The organism is Protofrankia symbiont of Coriaria myrtifolia, assembly GCF_900634755.1.
GTDB classification, from domain to species: Bacteria; Actinomycetota; Actinomycetes; order Frankiales; family Frankiaceae; genus Protofrankia; species Protofrankia coriariae.
On record NZ_CAAAFS010000134.1, the window covers coordinates 1 to 16,544 of the forward strand.

The following is a 16,544-nucleotide window of genomic DNA, read 5'->3' on the forward strand; positions in this document are numbered from 1 at the left end:
TTCTCATCCAGCCATCCAGGCGTCCCTTATCCACGACCAGTGCGCGAACAGTCCACGGCCTCGTTCTGTGACCGTTTTCCACCATGCCCTGGCATGTTTGTAGGCACGCAGCCGTCTGTACTTCTTTCGGACCCATTTCATCAGGTAGGCGTTGATGCGTCTGAGCAGCGGATACAGCTCGGCCCGGTTGAACCGGCCCCAGTAGTTCATCCAACCCCGCACGATCGGGTTTATCGTGTGCGCGAGGTCTTCCAGGGTCGCCCGAGTACGCCGGTGGATCCGCCAGGAGCGGACCTCCGTGCCCTTGGCCGTCAGCGCGTCCCGGCTGATCGCGGGGCTGAACGAGGTGAAGTTCCGTCCCGTTCTGCTGTTCCGCGACCTGCGCGGGCGGAAAGTGTATCCCAGGAACGTGAACGAGGTGTGCTCATGCGAGCCACGTCGACCACTGTCCTTGCAGTACACCACTTTGGTCTTGGCCGGGTGACAACGCAGCCCGACCTCCTCCAGCCGCCGGCCTATTGCCGTGCGTACCTGTTCGGCCTGCCGCCGGGTCGCACAGTGGACCACCGCGTCGTCCACGTAACGCTCGAAGGGCAGGCCCGGGAACTCCCGTGCCAGCCACAGATCGAGCGCGTAGTGGAGGAACACGTTGGCGAGAACAGGCGACACCGCGGATCCCTGCGGGGTTCCACGATCCGGCGTCACCAGCGAACCGTCGGGGTAGCAGACCGGTGCTGTGAGCCAGCGCCGGACGTAGAGCACCACCCACGGCTGGTCGGTATTGACCTCCACCGCCCTGACGATCAGGTCGTGCGGGCAGCTTCCGAAGAAGTCCTGGATGTCCAGGTCGACGACCCAGTCCCTCTGCCAGCACCGCTGCCGACATGCCCCCACCGCATCCAACGCGGACCGCCCTACCCGGTAGCCGTAGGACCCGTCATGGAAGACCTGTTCCATACGCGGCTCCAACGTCATCGCCACCACGGTCTGAGCAACCCGGTCGGCCACGGTGGGCACACCGAGCACACGAACCCCACCGCCATGCGCCTTCGGTATTTCCACCGCCCTCACCGGAGGCGGGAAGTAGCTGCCCGACGACATCCTGTTCCAGATCCGATACAGATTATTCTTCAGATCCTTCTCAAACGCGTCGATGGACTGCCCGTCCACTCCCGGTGCGCCTTTATTGGCCTTGACCTTCTGGTACGCTACCCAGACCAGGTCCTTCGATATCTTAAACGGCTTCTCTGTAGACGTCGATGTCTCCACTCGATCCCTCCCAGCATCGCTGGTTGCCCGAACGAATCCACCATGGACAAGCCGGCCCCTTCGCTCCACCCCCATTACGGGGTTTCGTCGCTACTACGAGCCGGTCCGCCGGCGTGTGCCCCGTCGGTACTCGGCGCCTCCAGTTTCCGCTGTGCGGCGCACTCCCTCTCCCCGCCCGCCACCCTGCGCGAACGGAACTATCGACACACGCCTTCCCACGTTCCGTGCGAGAGCGGCAGAACGGGCTCACGTCACCTCTATGCCGGGCACCACCTGGCCAGAAGACGGGACACCCGCCAGGCTCTGTCCTGCGATCATTTAACAAACCCCAGTTCCGATGCCGTCTGCTTGTTACGACACGTACGGCGATTCGCTCGCGCTCGTCTTCCCGTTCCCTGCCTGACGCGCTCACAGCGCGCCTTTTCCCCGACGCTCACCACAACAGTCTTCAGCTAATGCAGCTCGGGGCGGCTTGAAGCCTCCCACCCGCCGGGCGGCTCCAAGGGGCCACAAAACCCTCATCTCCCACACAGCACCACAGAAGGATCGGATCACCTACCAGCCATCCATCCCCTCTGCGCTCGTGGCGCACTCAAACGACAAGCTAAGAACGTGTTTGAGAATCGTCGTTCGTTCGGTGAGCCGCGTCCGGGTGGCTCCTGGGAAGACCCGAACCTTGCCGATCGAAGATTGACAAGGAACCCCGGGCCGAACCGATACCAGATGAGTTGTATCGGCCAAGCGGGGTCCCCGTGCACCGCAACCCGACCACGACGTCCGACGAGGGGCACCGCGTGTGCGGGGAGCGATGCGGCCAGGGGTCCGCCCGAGCATGACGGGCTGGACTCTCAAACACGCTCCGAGATAGAACCAACCCGACGAAGGCGCTCAGAAGGTCCGTAGATGGGATATCTCAGCTTCGACCGACAGTCGGCGTGTTGCATCGCAGATCCCCCACTTGTGAGCCTCAAACCGTCATAATGACACCGTGTTGCAATGTTGCATGCGTTGACCAGATAGTGAAGAAAAGAACGGAGTCGTTGCTACGGTGGGCATCATCCCGGACTATCGAACCCGCATCTATGACCGGTACACTACTGAAAAGCTTCCGTACCTGCTCGAGCTGACCGATGCCGAATACCGGCGGTGGGCGGCTGCCTGTCAACATCGCCTTCGGGGATGGTTGCCGAGCGACCGAGAGGCACGCTGCCTTGATGTGGCCTGCGGTCATGGGAACTTCCTCTACCTTCTCAAGGAAGCCGGTTACCATAACATCGTCGGCATCGATGTCAGTCCCGAACAGGCAGCCGTCGCTCGACGGGTGTGGCCCGACGTCGAATGCGCGAACGTACTGGACTACTTGCCCGGTCATGCCGGTGAATTCGATCTTATCACCGGTTTCGATATTATTGAGCACCTTCACAAGAGCGAGGTCCTCACCTTTCTCGACCTCATTTCGAAGGCGCTGCGTCCGGGTGGTTCAGTCATACTCCAGACCGCGAACGCGGAGTCGCCTTGGGGCGGGATGCACCGTTACCACGATTTCACCCATGAGACCGGGTACGACCCGGCCAGCCTTGATCACCTGTTTCGGGTCGTCGGTCTCGAGGGATTCGAGGCGCGCGAATGCGGTCCGTATATCCATGGCGCTGCAAGTATGGCTCGCACCGCGATATGGAAAGTGATCCATGCAGGTCTGTCCGTGTGGAACGTCGCCGAGACGGGCAGCCGTGGCAGCGGTGTGTACACACGGATCTTCGCCGGACGCGCCCAACGTCCGGCGAAGCCAGCTCCTCACCACTATGGCACGGCGTCCGTCGAATCGACTCGCCTTGCTAGCCCGACAGCCCGCTAGCCTACCCAGTTAGCTCCAGGTACTGCATGATCCATGACTGGCGCGTGATACTGTTCTGTGAAGGTTGGTAGTGCTCTATGAAGGTTGCCAGGCGGGCCGTACGGCAGGAAATGAGCGCCGGCCCGTCAGTCCTGGAAAGCAGAAATGCGGACGCCACGCTATTCGTTGCACAGCTTTTCGCGATGATGACCGGTGTGGTCGTCGCCCGGATCCTCGGCCCGGCTGGACGCGGTACCGTCACCACTCTCGCCACCTGGGCGCAGTTCCTTGGCTGGATCGGTATTTTTTCCGTTGACAAGGCATTGATAGTTGTCGGCAGGGATCTGGGTGCCGATCGTGAACCAGCACGGCTTCGGCAGCTGGCATCAGTGGCGGTGACAACAATACGGCCAGTGACCGCAGCCTCGTTGGTTGGGGCCCTAGGCCTGGGCGGCGTCCTCTTTCCGGTCCTGCTACCGCTATTTCTGGTTCTGGTGGTGCTAACCATATTGCAGGAATTTCAAAGCGGTCTGATGCTACTGGCCGGAAACTATCAGCGCTATCTGGTTCTACGTTGCCTGCAGCCTTTGATCTACGCTGTCCTGATCGCCGTTGTAGCAGCCGTTCCCGGTATTATCCACCCCCACGGGGTGGTAGTGGTGGTGTGTTGTATCGTCTTCTCATTCCTGACCGTCGTGCTCTTCGGTCCGTCCGTTCCTCGCCCATGGGTGAGGTTGCAACGGGCTGTGATCGGCAAACGCCTGACGCGGCTTGCGCGGGAAATACAGCTGGCCACGACGATGCAGTATCTGAACAACCGGCTTGACCTCCTGGTCGCTCCGCTCATACTAGCCCGTGACGATGTCGGTTGGTATGCCGTAGGCGCTTCTGTTGGCCAGCTTCTTGGATTTTTGGGGACGGCGAACGCCCTGCGGGGGCTGGTTGGTCGGTCGGCCGGAATCGATGTACGGGGAACACTGGTTGTAGCGACCATTGCATGTGTCGGAGCTGCCTTTGCCTCGCATGCCGTGCCGTTGGTCTTCGGTGCTGGCTTTGCGCCGGCTGTCCCAGTGGCGCAGGTGCTTCTGCTGGGCGGTATCGCTGCCTTCTGCCTCCAGGGCTGCACCTGGAGACTGGTCGGAGCGACGGCTCAGCGGGCTGCAGCTGCGTCGCAGGGACTCGGGGCGGTCGTCTTCGCCCTCGGCGTAGCCGTAGAGCCGACCATGATCGGTCTTGCGTGGGCCAATGCGCTGTCCACACTCGTGGCGCTCGCAGCCGGGGAGATGCTCTGGCGTCGTCATTGCCGTGGTGCGAGCCTTAGGAATCAGTATTCTGAAGCCGAGGGGTGAGGTTAGCCTTGGCTTTTCGTGCGCCCAATAGACAGGAGATGATGCCGTGTGAGCGGCTGATCTGTCTGTCGTAAGGTCGTCGTCGCTTGCCGGTGGAAGCCCGATCCGGGTAGCTGCGAGGAGACCCGGTAGCAGGCTGACGGCTCGGTCGGGTAACTGGCCGGGTCAGAGCCCAGCGTCGAATGTAGAAGACGGATACTCGGAAGGTGATGCTGCGCTGGAGATGAGGGGCAAGTGGAAGCAGCAGTTCCTCGAGGCCGGCAAGGCCGGGCTGCTCACGGGCGGGTCCCCCCCCGGCCGTCGAGCCGGGAAGAGGCCTTGGCCGCCGAGGTCGAGGAGCTCAAGACCGCGCTCGGTGAGGCCCACGTCGAGCTGCGGGTGTGGAAGAAGTCGGCCGAGGGCCGCCTGGCCCCTTCGAGGACCCCTGGGTGATCCGCCAAGACGCGGCGATGCCGACCACGAGGTTCTGCGCTCTGCTCGGCATCCCGCGCCGCGCCTACACCCGCTGGCAGACCCAGGCCCGAACCAGCGGCCGGGTGAAGGGGCCGTGGCCGGCGCCGGTCGTCGACGCGATCGAGCCGATCGCGGCCAAGTACGCCGCGGACTGGCCCACCTGGGGGCATCGCAAGATCTACGGGTTGATGCGCGCGGACGGGCACACCGCCTCGTGCTCGTCGGTGGAGCGGACGTTACGCCGTCGGGACCTGCTCCAACCCGTCGACTATCAGAGGGAACGCCGACAGCTGGCCAAGGCGCGGCGGGCCGCGTTCGCCGACCCGCCCACCGGGCCGAACCAGGTCTGGCAGCTGGACTTCAGCGAATATGAGACCACGACCGGCGGGACCTGGCGGCTGGCCGGCGTGTGTGACTACTACTCGAAGTACGAGTACGGCTGGCACATCGGACCGAGCTGCACCGGCGCGGACGTGATCGCCGCCGTGCAGATCGCGATCGCCGAGGCCGAACGGCTCGCCGGCGGACGTCCGCTGGCCGACCAGCTCGTTGACCCGGCCACCGACGAGATCACGAGGATCAAGCTGGTCACCGACAACGGTGCGGCGTTCAAGGGCGCGGCGTTCGCGCGCTTCCTCGGGTCCCGTCCCGAGCTGCTGCACATCCGTACCAGACGCAAGAGCCCCGGTCAGAACGGTGTGCGGGAACGGGCGTTCGGGTCCTTGAAGTACGAACACCTCTACCGGCACGAGATCGAAACATTGAATGATCTCGTCCGTGAGGCCGAGGCCTACCGGCAGATCTTCAAGCACGTCCGGCCGCATGAGGCCCTCGGTTTGCACGGCCGGTCGATGTCCATACCAATCCCGTCCTCAAACCCCCAACCATGATCGAGAATGGCCAACTTTCAGGTCAAGATTTCTGAGCCGTGATCTTGATGTGGGACAAAAGGAACCCGCCGGTATGAGCCGTGACGCGGATGTGGGATCTTCACTGGCACCGTAGCTGGTTCACCTGGCGGGTTATCTGACCCGGTGCGGCTCTGGAGAGAGCGGTGCCGGGCCGGCAAGTACTGTCTCGAAGGGATAGACAGCTTCTTGCGGTGCTGCTGCGGGCTTGCTCAGGATGTAGATCATTTTTTCGTGCCAGGCCCGATGCAGGCAGAATACCAATCCCTGCCAGCCGTCCCGCCAGCCACTTCTGAACACGTACATATAGAAGAATATTGCCGGTGTCTTGAGGGGCACCAGGGGGAAGATGACATCCCGGGCGATGGCCCGGGACAGTGGTCTGGTGCTCGTCGTCTGGTTGTCGACGAGCACCTGCCGAAGCCGCTGGAACGGTCTGGTAGGGGTGCCCCGGCGGCGTGCCTCCAGCTCCGCGTAGGTGATGTGTTTGTGCAGCCAGGAGGCCAGTCCCTTGCTGTCCTGGTCGATGACGTCATGTTCGAGAGCCAGTGTTGCGCCGTTGACCGACGCGCGTTCGCTGAATTCCTCTGCGGTGGCGAACGAGGCGAATCGTCGGTCGAGCAGCCGGGCCTGCCAGCTGTTGGTGTACCACCCGCAGTGGGCTATCCAGCGTCCGAGGAAGAAGAACCGGCGGCGGTGGGTGTAGGCGGCGCAGTCCTCCCGCCCGAGCCGTTCAGCGATCTCCGTCGCAAGTTCGACGGGAACCCACTCGTCGGCGTCGAGGAAGTACACCCAGTCGTGCTGGACGCCGGGATGGCGCATTGCCCACTCGCGTTGGCCGGCAAAGCCGCGCCATGGTTCCTCCCACACGGTGGCGCCCAGCGTCCGGGCGATGTCGGGGGTCCCGTCGGTGGAGCCGGAGTCGACGACCACTACCTGCCTGCACCACCCGACCGACCGGACCGCCCGGGCGATGTCCCGACATTCGTCACGCGCCAGAATGATTGCGGTGACCGGTACGGACCCCGGTGGTGGCGACACCTCGACACCGGCTCTGGAAGGGGCTGTGTACGGGAGCGACGGCTGTGATGGCCGCGCCGACACGGATCGAAAAATCATGGTGTCGCCTCTGCTTCATTTATCCAGGCGATGGTTGTCCGTCAGGAAGCCCTCGAGCTCGAGGAGCAGACGCCGTGCGCCAGCCGTCCGTGCACCCGGAGAATGGATAAGGACAGTGCGTCTGCCGGTCAGCGCGGCCCATGCGGCGCCTGATTAGCTATGCTGCCTTTTCCGGTGTTCCGAGTAGCCAGCTGAAGTAGTGGTCCGGATCGAACGGGTTGACCGGTTCCGGCGCGAAAGTGGAGTTCAAAGCGCGGTGGATGGCCGCAGCGATCTCCGCTGCTTCCTCCCGCTGGTACGGGACCAGGACAGGCCCCGCGATATCACGGTTGTGAGCGATGTCCAGCGCCACCACCGGCACCGAGGCGAGCCGTGCCTCTGCCAGCGGGTACCCGAACGACTCGATGCGCGTCGGGTAGATCAGCGCTCGGCAACGGTTCTGGTAGCGTGCCAGTTCCTGCGGTGCCAGGCGGCCGACGAACTGCAGGTGGCGGGTATGGCCGTCAAGTCCCTCGGCCGCGGCTTCCTCACGGGTCGCGGTGACGATGACCTGCAGGTCGACGCCGGTTTCGGTGGCAAGTGCCGAGACCGCCTGGTCCACCAGGTGTAGTACCGTCGCCATGCTCTTCCACGGCGAGAACAGCACAGGGCAGAGCAGCAGGTGCGGTTCACACGGCCGCGTGGATACGTGGTCGGGCTTTGACAGCGGGTGTGGGCGGATGACCAGCCGGGACAGCAGTTCCGGAACCGCGTCGAGGACCCGTTCGGCCATGCTGGCGGCCGGTACGATCACGATGTCGGCGCGGCGAGCGGTCTGCCGGACGATCCGTGTCTGCCGCGACATCCGGGGGCCCAGCCACGAGCCGATGCGCTCCAGTTCAGCCGGCCGGAGAAAGTGCAGCGCGTTGCGGAGCAGCACGTAACGCGTTCCGGACGTCAGCGTGAACCCGACGTTGTTGAGTGCGATCGCCCGGGCGAACCGCCCTGGTCGTTCACGGCGGGCGAGCCAGGCCGGGGTTATCGCCTGATCCCGGCCGATAACCCGGATGTTGGGGTGACCGCTTCTGGCCAGATGCCCGTCGAGTTCAAGAAGAAAACGCAGTGCGCCACCCATGCGGGCACCGGCACAGTCGACGAGGACCGGGCGGTCCGCCACCGGCGTCATCGCCCCCGTGACCGCGGATTCGTTCATAACGTCCACGTTCGTCTCACTTCTCTCCCTGGTCGGTTCGAAAAATGTTGTCGGTGGCCCGGGACCTGTTGGTCAGACATTTCGGGACATTTCCGTGGCCGGGCCGGGTCGATAGCGCTGGTCCACCGTCACGCCCTTTCCGCGGACGCTCAGCAGCGTTTCCGGGGGGACGACGGCCACCGACACCCGCAGGCGGTCGCCCACCCGCTCCTGCAGGAGGTGGCGGGCCCGGGCCAGGTCGCTGGCCGCCGGCGGCCGGGCGGCGGCCACCCGCAACTCCACCTCGCCGCGACGCTCCTGGTGGAACTGGAACCGGTCGAAGACGGCGAAGGCGCCGTCGTGGAAGTTCAGGGCCGCGGTGGAGATGGGCTCGTCGTCCGCCCCGTAGACCAGGGACTGGTCCCAACGCCCGCGGACGTCGGTGAGCACCGGGAACGACGAGCCGCAGACGCAGCGGGCGCCGCGCGACCCCGGGGGCAGCAGGGTGCCGGCGTCCTCGGTGTCGTAGCGCACCAGCGGCATGGCGGCGTTGGTCATTCCGGTGCCGACGATCCGTCCGTCGACGACCTCGGTGAGGCCGTAGGTGGGGGCGAGATGGTAGGCGCCCGGGCGGCAGGGGCATTCACCGGCGAACACCACCTTCTCGCTCTGGCCGTACCAGCGGACCACCGGTGCCGAGAAGACCTCCCGGAAGAGCGCCACCTGCCAGTCGAAGGCGCCCTCGCTGGCCAGCAGCACCGCGCGGACGCGGCTGAGCGCGCGGTGCGGCCCGGTCCGCGCCACCCAGTGGGCGAACGGTGTGACCGCCGACGGGTACCCCCAGACGGCCACCGGCCGGAAGTCGCCGAGCCGGTCCAGCAGATCGGCGAAGGTCCGGTCCGACAGGTGGAAGGGGGAGACCAGGAAGTGGTTGTACGTCGGCTGGAACAGGATCGGCTGGCCGGCGAAGCCCGCGCCGAGACTGCCGCCCCGGAAAGTGATCTTCGGGTCGGTCGGCCGTACCCCCGCCCGTCCCCACACGTGGGCGATGTGGGCCCACTCGGTGAAGAACGACGCGTAGGAGATCCGCAGATCCAGCGGCCGCCCGCCGGTGCCGCCGGTGGTGACCCGCCGGGCGGGCACCCGCGGGCTGCTGAAGGAGCCGGCAAGGCCGCGGACGGTCTCCTTGCCCAGCACCGGAAGCTCGTCGAGCCGGCCCTGGAGACAGGCCTGGAGATATTCCGGATGTGCCCGGTAGTACGGCACCGACCGGCCCCAGAGCCGGTGGAAGCGGGCCAGCCGGGACACCTGCCACTGGTGGACCTCGGCCGCCTCGGCCGCCTCCAACCTGGCGAGCGTGCGCAGGTGGCCGCGCACCAGCGGACTGGCGCAGGCGGCGTCGAACGCGGCGGCGGCGGCCCGGGAGCCGAACACCGAGCCCGCCCGCGCCGGGACCGTCCGTGCCGCCGCCCCCGCGGTCGTTCGTGAGGCCGCCCAGGCCCGGGTCATCGGGGCACCGCCGGCGGTGACTGGTGTTCGATGTACCCCCGCCAGGCGAAGTGCGCCTCGGCCCGCAGGACCGTCTCGACCGGCAGTGACCCGAGGCGTCCATGCCACGGATCGTGGTCGGAGACGATCTCGATGTCGCGCCAGTCGCCATGGGCCAGCGGCAGAGCGCGGCAGGCGAACGCCTGGCGGACCACCGGCACCCGGTCGGGGTCGAAACCGAACAGGTACGTTGCGGCCGCGTCGACCGCGGCTGGTGTGGTCCCGCAGGCCAGTAACCGGGCGGGCAGCGGGTCGGGGTTCATCGGGCCGTTGCGCTGCCCGGCGATCACCCCGTCCACGATGACGATGTGCCGCCGGTCCGGATCGGGGGTGTCGGCCACGGTGCCGTCCGGCCGGCCGTATTCCAGGATCTTGTTCAGGTCGAGGCACATGCGCCACACCGTGTCGTTGCCCCACCAGTTACCGCTGCGTACCACGGTGTCACCGTCCCCGAACAGCTGGCTGCCGCCGTGGCGGGCCAGCCGCAGCACGCCACCGCCCAGGTGGGGGGAGAGCATGGCCACCCGGCGCAGCCTGGTGGCCACGGCCCGCTCGAGCGAGTGCCGGGAGCTGCGGCTGGGATGCTCGTCGCCGCCGGTGTCGGGCCGGCCCTCGGTGTGGTGCGGTAACCAGTTCTTGTCCGCGTTGATCCCGACCAGGTTCTTCAGGGCGAGGGTGATCCCGGCCTTCTTGTGGCTTTTCAACTTGGGGAGGTTCACCACGAGGTCGGCCCGCAGGGCCGTGCCGGAGAGCAGGTACTCGTGCCGGCCGCCGCTGTGGTGGGAGTTCACCACCCGGCTGTCGTAGTCGGCGCCGTAGTAGCGGCCCGCTCCGCCGTGGTCGGCGAACTCGCTGGCCGCGGCGAGGTCGAAGGCGATCGCGCCGCCGGGGTCGCCCGGCAGGCGGCGGCGGGCCACGACGACGTCGTCGACCGTGGTCCACTCCTCCTGGCGCAGGTCGACCAGGTCGAGGCGCAGCCCGCGCTCCCGGTAGAACCGGCGCAGCTCGTCCAGGCCGAGCACGCTCACGATCGCGGCGAAGGACGAGTCGGTCTGCGGTGCGTCGGCGATCACCACCCGGCCGGCGCCCCCGACCGCGGCGAACGCGTAGTCGGCGACGGCGCGCACCACAGAGCCGTGGGTGAGCACGTACCGCCAGCCCTGTGGATCCCGCGGGTGATGCTCACGCACCAGGTTGGGCTTGAGCACGACCGTCCCGCCCGGGGGGACGACATCGGCCAGCGGGTTCCAGCGGGCGGTGTCCACGTTCGCCGTGTCCAGCCCGGCCAGCGCCAGGGCCCGGCGGACGCCGGCATACACCGGGTTCGCCGCCGGGCCGAGGTGCCCGTGCGCGTACTCGGGATACGCGGTGTCCGGGGAGAAGGGCACGACGTCGGGATAGGACGCGGTCCGCGTCCGTGTGACCGCCACCCGGTACGGGGTGGCAGTGCTCTCGAGCATTCCCGGCATGTCCGGCCTTATCGGTAGGAGTGCCCTGGCAGTGGAGTGCCGCCACGGCCGAGGCGGTCGGGTATCGCGCGTACCGGTCCTCGAACGGATGGTCGGTAGATAGCAGACGGTGACGTATCTAAGCTAAGAGTAGCGACTCTACTACGGAATGCGAGGACTGGGCTGGGTGCGTCGCATCACCGGAAGGCCCACCTCCCGGTCGGACGGGTCAGGCTCCCTGGCCCGGATGGGTGAGGACGGCCTTGATGGTGGCGGCTCGCCCGAGCCAGGCCATCAGCCGGGCGCTGGGCTCCCAGCCAGGCTTGAAGCGGTTCACCCGTCCGACCACCCCTCGGTCCGCGAGCTGGTGAGCGGATCGGACGGCGGGCGGTCCGGCAGCCGGCGGACGGCCGGGCGAAGCATCCCGGTGGTGTGCTCCCTGCCGCCTGCGCCGGAGGTAGTCGCGTGCGGCCACCGCGAATCCGATCGGCGTTTCCAACGGGAGCTCGCTCGTCCACACCCGACCGACCGCCAGGCCCGCAGCGGCGGCGACTGCCGACATTCCCACGGCCGACGGGAACGCCACATGGTCGACCTCCTTGAACATCGACCACCACGGCCCGACGACGCGGGGCACGATGCAGGACGAGTTCGGCGTCGAGATGAAGATCGCGCCGTTGGGTGACAGGCGCGTTCGCAGTGCCTGCAGGAATCCCTGGATGTCGTGGATGTGTTCCAGGACGTTGATCGCAACGATCGCGTCGAAGGTCTGGCCGGGCGGGAGGTCCGACAGCGCTGGGTGGACGGTGCGGATCCCCCAGGCAGACGCTATGTGCGCGCGGTGCGCCGGATTTGTTTCCACGCCCCACACCTGTCGGCCGGCGTCCCGGGCGGCGGCCAGCAGATGCCCGGAGCCCGGTCCGATCTCCAGGACGGTCGATCCGGCCAGGCCGATCGTCCGCCAGAGCTCGGCACGCGGCTGGTTGCCCGACACTTCGACGGCGCGGGGGATCAAGGTCGAACCGTCTTCCGCTTGTTTGTGGAGATCCTCGAAGTCGGCTGCAGAGATGTCACGGAAGATCGATCGGCAGGTGTGGCATCTGGCCCAGACCGCCGCGTCCCGGCTGCCGTAGTACCGGGCGCCACAAGCGTCGCAGAAAGGGCATTCTCTGGTGATCACAGATGTCTCCCCGGGTGAGCGGAGGGTGGCCGGCGGTCATGAACGCCTGGCTCGGGAGGCCGCGCGTCGCGGGCCAGGCCACCGAGCACCAGAAATGTCGCGAAACGGGCGTTGTCCGGTGCTCGTGGAGTTGTTCCGGACGGTGTTCCGGCGTGCCGTCAGGCATTGGGCCGTCTGCCGTCCCTGCGAGCGACGACCAGAATGTTCTGGGTGAACAGATGACCTCGTAACACACCGGTCTCTGCCGCGAGAGCGACGGAGAGCGACCCGCTGAGCGCTCGCCAGACCGCCCAGCGCAGCGCACTGCGCGCGCCGTGGACGATCGGTTCACAGGGAAGAATCTCGACGTGCGTGAAGCCGACGGTCCGGGCCACCTGGCGGGCGCTTCTGGCGGTGAACGCGGTTTCGTGGGTGAAGTCACCGTGTTGGTAGTTTCCGCCAAACGGGCTTACCGCGTTCGGTACTCGTGCGATGAGCACACCACCCTCACGCAACCCGGCATGGACGGCATCGCAGACAGTGAGCACCTCGGGCTTGGTCAGATGCTCGAATAGGTCCGTGGCGATTACTGCGTCAACGCCGCCCGCAGCCTGCAGTACGCTCATCGCGTCACCCACATCGACCGCGTGGCCGAGTCCTGCCCGGTGGGCGAGTTCCACTTGTTCAGGACTGATGTCGACGCCTCGTGCCCGAAGGTAGCCGGCATCGAGGAGCTGTCGGACGATGGCCCCTTGTCCGCAGCCGATGTCAATGATGTCGATATCGCGGTCCGCTGGGAGGTAGGTCAGGATTTCCCGGCGGAAGACCAGGCTGTCCGCCGTGGAGTCCCTAACACCGGCGTGCGTGGTGGCGTACCTGCCGTACATACGGTCTCGTAGGTTCGTGAGCCTGGCAGGGACCGTGGCTGTCGAGTAGTCGGTCATCGCCGTTGTCCTTCATCCGTAGTGGCAGGCCGGTCGCTGCGGCCTGCGGCGAGCGCGAGCGTGGCCCAGGGCGCCGAGTCGACGGGTTCGCGCGTACCGGCGGGATGAGAGGCATCAAAGATCCGATAACCGTGTTCGGTGAAGATTTTGGTTACCTGGCCGGCATTGGCCGGGGCAACTTCGCAGATGATGGTCGGCCGGGTCTCGCGGAGCAGTCGGAGACCGCCTTCGAGGACCAGGCGCTCGGCTCCCTCGACGTCGATCTTCAACACATCGGGGGCCGGGAAGTGGTCGAGGAGCGAGTCGAGGGTGATCGTCGGCACGACCTGGACGGCGCGTACGCCGCCGGTCTGGCTACTGCCGAATCCTTCGATGTGGTTGGTGGCCCGGTTGCGCGCCGCGATGCAGAACCTGCTCACACCTGGATCAGCCGCGACCGCTACCGGTAGGACGTCTATCCCGGCGCGTTTCCCGGGCAGTGCTGTCGACCGTCGCAGCAAGTTGACCATGACCGTGTCGGGTTCGACGGCGAGTACCGTTCCACCGGGGCCGGCCACCGCCGCGGCGGCGAACGCGAACAGCCCGGTGTTGGCTCCGATGTCCCAGACCGTGTTGCTCGTCCGGATCACTTCGCGGACAAGGCCGAGCAGTATGGGGTCGACGCCCGTGAGTCTCGGGCGCAGGTATTTCAGCCCGGCTTCGGAGGACACGTAGATCCGGGTCCGGTCGAAGGGCGCAGGCAGCCTACGGCGCAACACGATCTGGTGGGACGCACGCTCCGCGATGGACCGTAGGGAGAGCGTCGTTGTCGCGGAGTGCCTCGGCCCGATCATTGGATCGTCCGCTCGTCGGCGGCGGTCCGCGGGGGAACTCCGGCCATAGAGGCAGGCGGTGTGGCCGGTGCGGACGCCTCGGTCAGTGGACGCCTCCTGGGCAGTCGCTGCGACGCCTGTCTCGCGTAGATGTAGCCGGACGGGTCGCGCCCGAGGCTCGTTGCCGGCCGCAGGGTGTTGTCGAGCAGGACCGTGTCGAAGCCGGCAGCGGACAGGGAGGCCAGCAGGGTCAGCGGGTCGCCGAACTCCGTGTGGACCTCCATCACGACGCGGTCGACGCGGTCGAGCCATCCGGCTTCCTGGAACAGCGCGAACTCGGAACCCTCAATATCGATCTTCAGGAGGCTGGCCCTCTGGAAGCCTGCCGAGTCGAGGAGTTCGACCATTCCGGTGGTGGGAACGTCGCCGGCCCAATGGCTGGCGGCCCGCCGGCCTTCCGCGCTTGCCAGGACTCCGGTATCAGCATCGACAAGCGTGTGCACTACCCGGATGCGCTCCGCGCACCCGTTGAGGCTCGCGTGTTCCTGGATGATCGCACCAAAGCCGCGCTGCGCTTCGACGGCGAGGACCTGCGCGCCCGCTGCCGCGGCTATCAGTGAGAACAGTCCGTGGTTGGCACCGAGATCGACTACGGTGTCGCCGGGAGCGGGTGCGTAGCCGGGCCTGGCGAAGGAAACACCTCGGCAGTACATCTCCCGTGCGCCGCCGAACATGCGGCCGGGTAGCATGACCTCGACTCCCGGCATCGGGCGGAACTTCCACGGCCGGTTCGTCATGGCCCCGTCCACCGCGTTCAGGTTCCTTTGCCGGACGACCGCTGGTAGTCGAGCAACCGTGGCGGCGGTATATCGCCCCGCGGTCGCCGGGCCGGCTACAGCGGCTATCTGCCGGAGGTCGCCGCCGAGGCGGACGGCCGCAGTCTTCCAGTCCATACGCTCTCCTGCTCCCAGGTGACACATCGGTGCCAACTCAGAGTAGCATGGAAATTACGTTAAGCATTTAATGGCGGCTTCTGGCGTGCCTCGGTCGGTGCGCTTCCGCCACGATGGCCCGCGGGCTTCGGAGGCGTGCACGGGATGTCGTGCACGGGGTGGCTGGGTTGGCGTGTCGGTGCTGTCAACTCGAAGTGCTTCTCGAGCACAATGCGTAACATGAAGAACTCCATGCGTCGCGACCGTCCCGCGGAGCGGACCAGCCCGATCGGCGACGTGCTGCTACTTGCGCCGTCACGGGGACGCGGTGGCGGCATCGAGCGCTACCTTGCAACGCTTGAACAGGCAGTCGACAGGTCGGGCGCACAGGTACACAGGGTGGACCTGCTTTCTCCCGGACGCCGTCCCACGCTCGCTGCGAAGGCCGCCTTTGCCGCTCGCGCCCTGGTCGCCGCGCGGCGGTATGCGCCCGTCCGGTGTCTGCTAGTGGGGCATCCGGGGCTTCTCCCAGTGGCGGTAGCGGTAGCGGCGCTTGCGCGGCCGCGTCGCTCGTTTGTCGTGTTCCACGGCACCGACATCTGGGGCACTTCACTACTGCGACGAACATATCTCACCCGGCTTGCGCGGGCGCGCCCTTTGACCGTCAGCAGCTTCAGCGCCGGCGCTCTCCTGCCTCTCGGGGTCCCGGTGGTGCTGCCGCCTGGTATCGATCCCCGGTGGCGTCAGACCCTGGAGGAGACACCACGGCTGGCTGGTGTGGATGGTCAACCAGTGGTGCTGAGTGTCTTCCGGCTGTCGGAATGGCGTCAGAAGGGCTTGCCTGAGTTGGCAAAAGCGATCCAACAGGTTCGGAGAGGTCTCGGCGCGGTGCGTCTGGTCGTGGCGGGTCAGGGGCCGGCCCCTTCGGACCTGATCCATTTTCTGGATCGTTTTGATGACGCCGAACTGCGTGTCTCGCCGTCCGATGCAGAGTTGGCGAAGCTTTACGCGGCTGCAGACCTGTTTGCCCTGTGCACCCGGACAAGCGTGCGGCCCCCGTGCAGCGGGGAAGGATTCGGCATCGTGCTGGCCGAGGCGCAGCTCGCAGGATGCCCTGTCGTTGCGCCGTTCTCGGGTGGCTCTGCAGATGCCTATGTCGCCAGGGTGACCGGGTGGTCGCCAACTGATGAGTCCGCAGAGGCTCTTGCTGCGGTAGTACTGCAGCTGCTGTCCGACCGTGATTGCCTTGCGGAGGCTGGTGAGCGAGCGCAGGAATGGGCGCGGACGGTAACCGACCCTGATGCTTACGCCGAGCAGACCTGCCGGATACTTCTCGGCAGGGACAGGCCGTCCGGCGTTATGCCATTGCCGCGATCGGTCCCGCGCCCACGCGATGCCAGCGCCGGGCAGGCCGCAGACCCGATGCCGTCACGGTAGCCGCAGGTTGAGTTGGCAATCGCCGAATCGCCGAATCGCCGGGTGTCAGGATGCCTCCACAACGAGGTCGAGCCAACGAGGTCGAGCCAACGAGGGTGGTCAGGCCTTGTTGTGAAGTGCTGCCGCGTGGCGTGGCGTGGCGTTCTCACGGTCTAGTGTCC

13 protein-coding genes are annotated in these 16,544 nt (G+C 66.5%); 4 read left to right on the forward strand and 9 right to left on the reverse strand.

Annotated elements, in window-relative coordinates; all coding sequences use genetic code 11:
- Window positions 1-3 precede the first annotated feature (3 nt).
- Window positions 4-1,269 carry a group II intron reverse transcriptase/maturase gene (gene ltrA / locus CM1CMNOD_RS07540; protein ID WP_013873078.1) on the reverse strand — a complete coding sequence of 422 codons (1,266 nt, stop codon included), beginning with the start codon at window positions 1,267-1,269 and terminating at the stop codon, window positions 4-6.
- 1,048 nt (window positions 1,270-2,317) lie between these two features.
- On the opposite strand from ltrA, the gene CM1CMNOD_RS07545 reads away from it, so the two are divergent.
- From CM1CMNOD_RS07545 to CM1CMNOD_RS07560, 3 genes are all read left to right on the forward strand, one after another.
- A complete protein-coding gene (locus tag CM1CMNOD_RS07545) occupies window positions 2,318-3,124 on the forward strand; it encodes a class I SAM-dependent methyltransferase (protein ID WP_013873079.1) in 807 nt (268 codons plus the stop codon).
- 77 nt (window positions 3,125-3,201) lie between these two features.
- A complete protein-coding gene (locus tag CM1CMNOD_RS07550; protein WP_013873080.1) occupies window positions 3,202-4,452 on the forward strand; it encodes a lipopolysaccharide biosynthesis protein in 1,251 nt (416 codons plus the stop codon).
- Between the two features lie 428 nt (window positions 4,453-4,880).
- Window positions 4,881-5,795 (forward strand): integrase core domain-containing protein, encoded by a 915-nt coding sequence (locus CM1CMNOD_RS07560; RefSeq protein WP_013873081.1) that lies wholly within the window; start codon window positions 4,881-4,883, stop codon window positions 5,793-5,795.
- A 132-nt stretch (window positions 5,796-5,927) separates the two neighbouring features.
- On the opposite strand, the gene CM1CMNOD_RS07565 is transcribed toward CM1CMNOD_RS07560, so the two are convergent.
- The 8 genes from CM1CMNOD_RS07565 to CM1CMNOD_RS07600 all read right to left on the reverse strand — a co-directional run bounded on the left by CM1CMNOD_RS07565 (window position 5,928) and on the right by CM1CMNOD_RS07600 (window position 14,967).
- The gene (locus CM1CMNOD_RS07565) at window positions 5,928-6,932 is read right to left on the reverse strand and encodes a glycosyltransferase family 2 protein (protein ID WP_013873082.1); all 1,005 of its coding nucleotides are present in this window, start codon (window positions 6,930-6,932) and stop codon (window positions 5,928-5,930) included.
- Between the two features lie 157 nt (window positions 6,933-7,089).
- Window positions 7,090-8,124 carry a glycosyltransferase gene (locus CM1CMNOD_RS07570; RefSeq protein ID WP_237703039.1) on the reverse strand — a complete coding sequence of 345 codons (1,035 nt, stop codon included), beginning with the start codon at window positions 8,122-8,124 and terminating at the stop codon, window positions 7,090-7,092.
- A gap of 72 nt (window positions 8,125-8,196) precedes the next feature.
- Window positions 8,197-9,612, reverse strand: a complete 1,416-nt coding sequence (locus CM1CMNOD_RS07575) for a coenzyme F390 synthetase (RefSeq protein WP_013873084.1) — start codon at window positions 9,610-9,612, stop codon at window positions 8,197-8,199.
- Entirely contained in the window at window positions 9,609-11,111 is a 1,503-nt protein-coding gene (locus CM1CMNOD_RS07580; RefSeq protein ID WP_043603251.1) for a DUF362 domain-containing protein, read from the reverse strand. The genes CM1CMNOD_RS07575 and CM1CMNOD_RS07580 overlap by 4 nt, the downstream gene beginning before the upstream one ends.
- A 217-nt stretch (window positions 11,112-11,328) precedes the next feature.
- The gene (locus tag CM1CMNOD_RS07585; RefSeq protein WP_157490991.1) at window positions 11,329-12,114 is read right to left on the reverse strand and encodes a class I SAM-dependent methyltransferase; all 786 of its coding nucleotides are present in this window, start codon (window positions 12,112-12,114) and stop codon (window positions 11,329-11,331) included.
- 323 nt (window positions 12,115-12,437) lie between these two features.
- The gene (locus CM1CMNOD_RS07590) at window positions 12,438-13,202 is read right to left on the reverse strand and encodes a class I SAM-dependent methyltransferase (RefSeq protein ID WP_013873087.1); all 765 of its coding nucleotides are present in this window, start codon (window positions 13,200-13,202) and stop codon (window positions 12,438-12,440) included.
- Window positions 13,199-14,035: an FkbM family methyltransferase gene (locus CM1CMNOD_RS07595; protein ID WP_013873088.1), complete on the reverse strand. Its 837-nt coding sequence runs from the start codon at window positions 14,033-14,035 to the stop codon at window positions 13,199-13,201. The genes CM1CMNOD_RS07590 and CM1CMNOD_RS07595 overlap by 4 nt, the downstream gene beginning before the upstream one ends.
- Complete coding sequence (locus tag CM1CMNOD_RS07600; RefSeq protein ID WP_013873089.1) at window positions 14,032-14,967, reverse strand: FkbM family methyltransferase; 936 nt, start codon at window positions 14,965-14,967, stop codon at window positions 14,032-14,034. The genes CM1CMNOD_RS07595 and CM1CMNOD_RS07600 overlap by 4 nt, the downstream gene beginning before the upstream one ends.
- A gap of 219 nt (window positions 14,968-15,186) precedes the next feature.
- Here CM1CMNOD_RS07600 and CM1CMNOD_RS07605 point away from each other — a divergent pair, with 219 nt between their 5' ends.
- A complete protein-coding gene (locus CM1CMNOD_RS07605; RefSeq protein WP_157490992.1) occupies window positions 15,187-16,383 on the forward strand; it encodes a glycosyltransferase family 4 protein in 1,197 nt (398 codons plus the stop codon).
- Window positions 16,384-16,544 lie beyond the last annotated feature (161 nt).

Excerpts from the sequence above, each read along its gene's own strand:
- CM1CMNOD_RS07550 (WP_013873080.1), top strand. The coding sequence starts at position 3,202 with ATGAAGGTTGCCAGGCGGGCCGTACGGCAGGAAATGAGCGCCGGCCCG.
- CM1CMNOD_RS07565 (WP_013873082.1), bottom strand. The coding sequence starts at position 6,932 with ATGATTTTTCGATCCGTGTCGGCGCGGCCATCACAGCCGTCGCTCCCG.
- CM1CMNOD_RS07570 (WP_237703039.1), bottom strand. The coding sequence starts at position 8,124 with ATGAACGAATCCGCGGTCACGGGGGCGATGACGCCGGTGGCGGACCGC.
- CM1CMNOD_RS07575 (WP_013873084.1), bottom strand. The coding sequence starts at position 9,612 with ATGACCCGGGCCTGGGCGGCCTCACGAACGACCGCGGGGGCGGCGGCA.
- CM1CMNOD_RS07580 (WP_043603251.1), bottom strand. The coding sequence starts at position 11,111 with ATGCTCGAGAGCACTGCCACCCCGTACCGGGTGGCGGTCACACGGACG.
- CM1CMNOD_RS07590 (WP_013873087.1), bottom strand. The coding sequence starts at position 13,202 with ATGACCGACTACTCGACAGCCACGGTCCCTGCCAGGCTCACGAACCTA.
- CM1CMNOD_RS07595 (WP_013873088.1), bottom strand. The coding sequence starts at position 14,035 with ATGATCGGGCCGAGGCACTCCGCGACAACGACGCTCTCCCTACGGTCC.
- CM1CMNOD_RS07600 (WP_013873089.1), bottom strand. The coding sequence starts at position 14,967 with ATGGACTGGAAGACTGCGGCCGTCCGCCTCGGCGGCGACCTCCGGCAG.
- CM1CMNOD_RS07605 (WP_157490992.1), top strand. The coding sequence starts at position 15,187 with ATGAAGAACTCCATGCGTCGCGACCGTCCCGCGGAGCGGACCAGCCCG.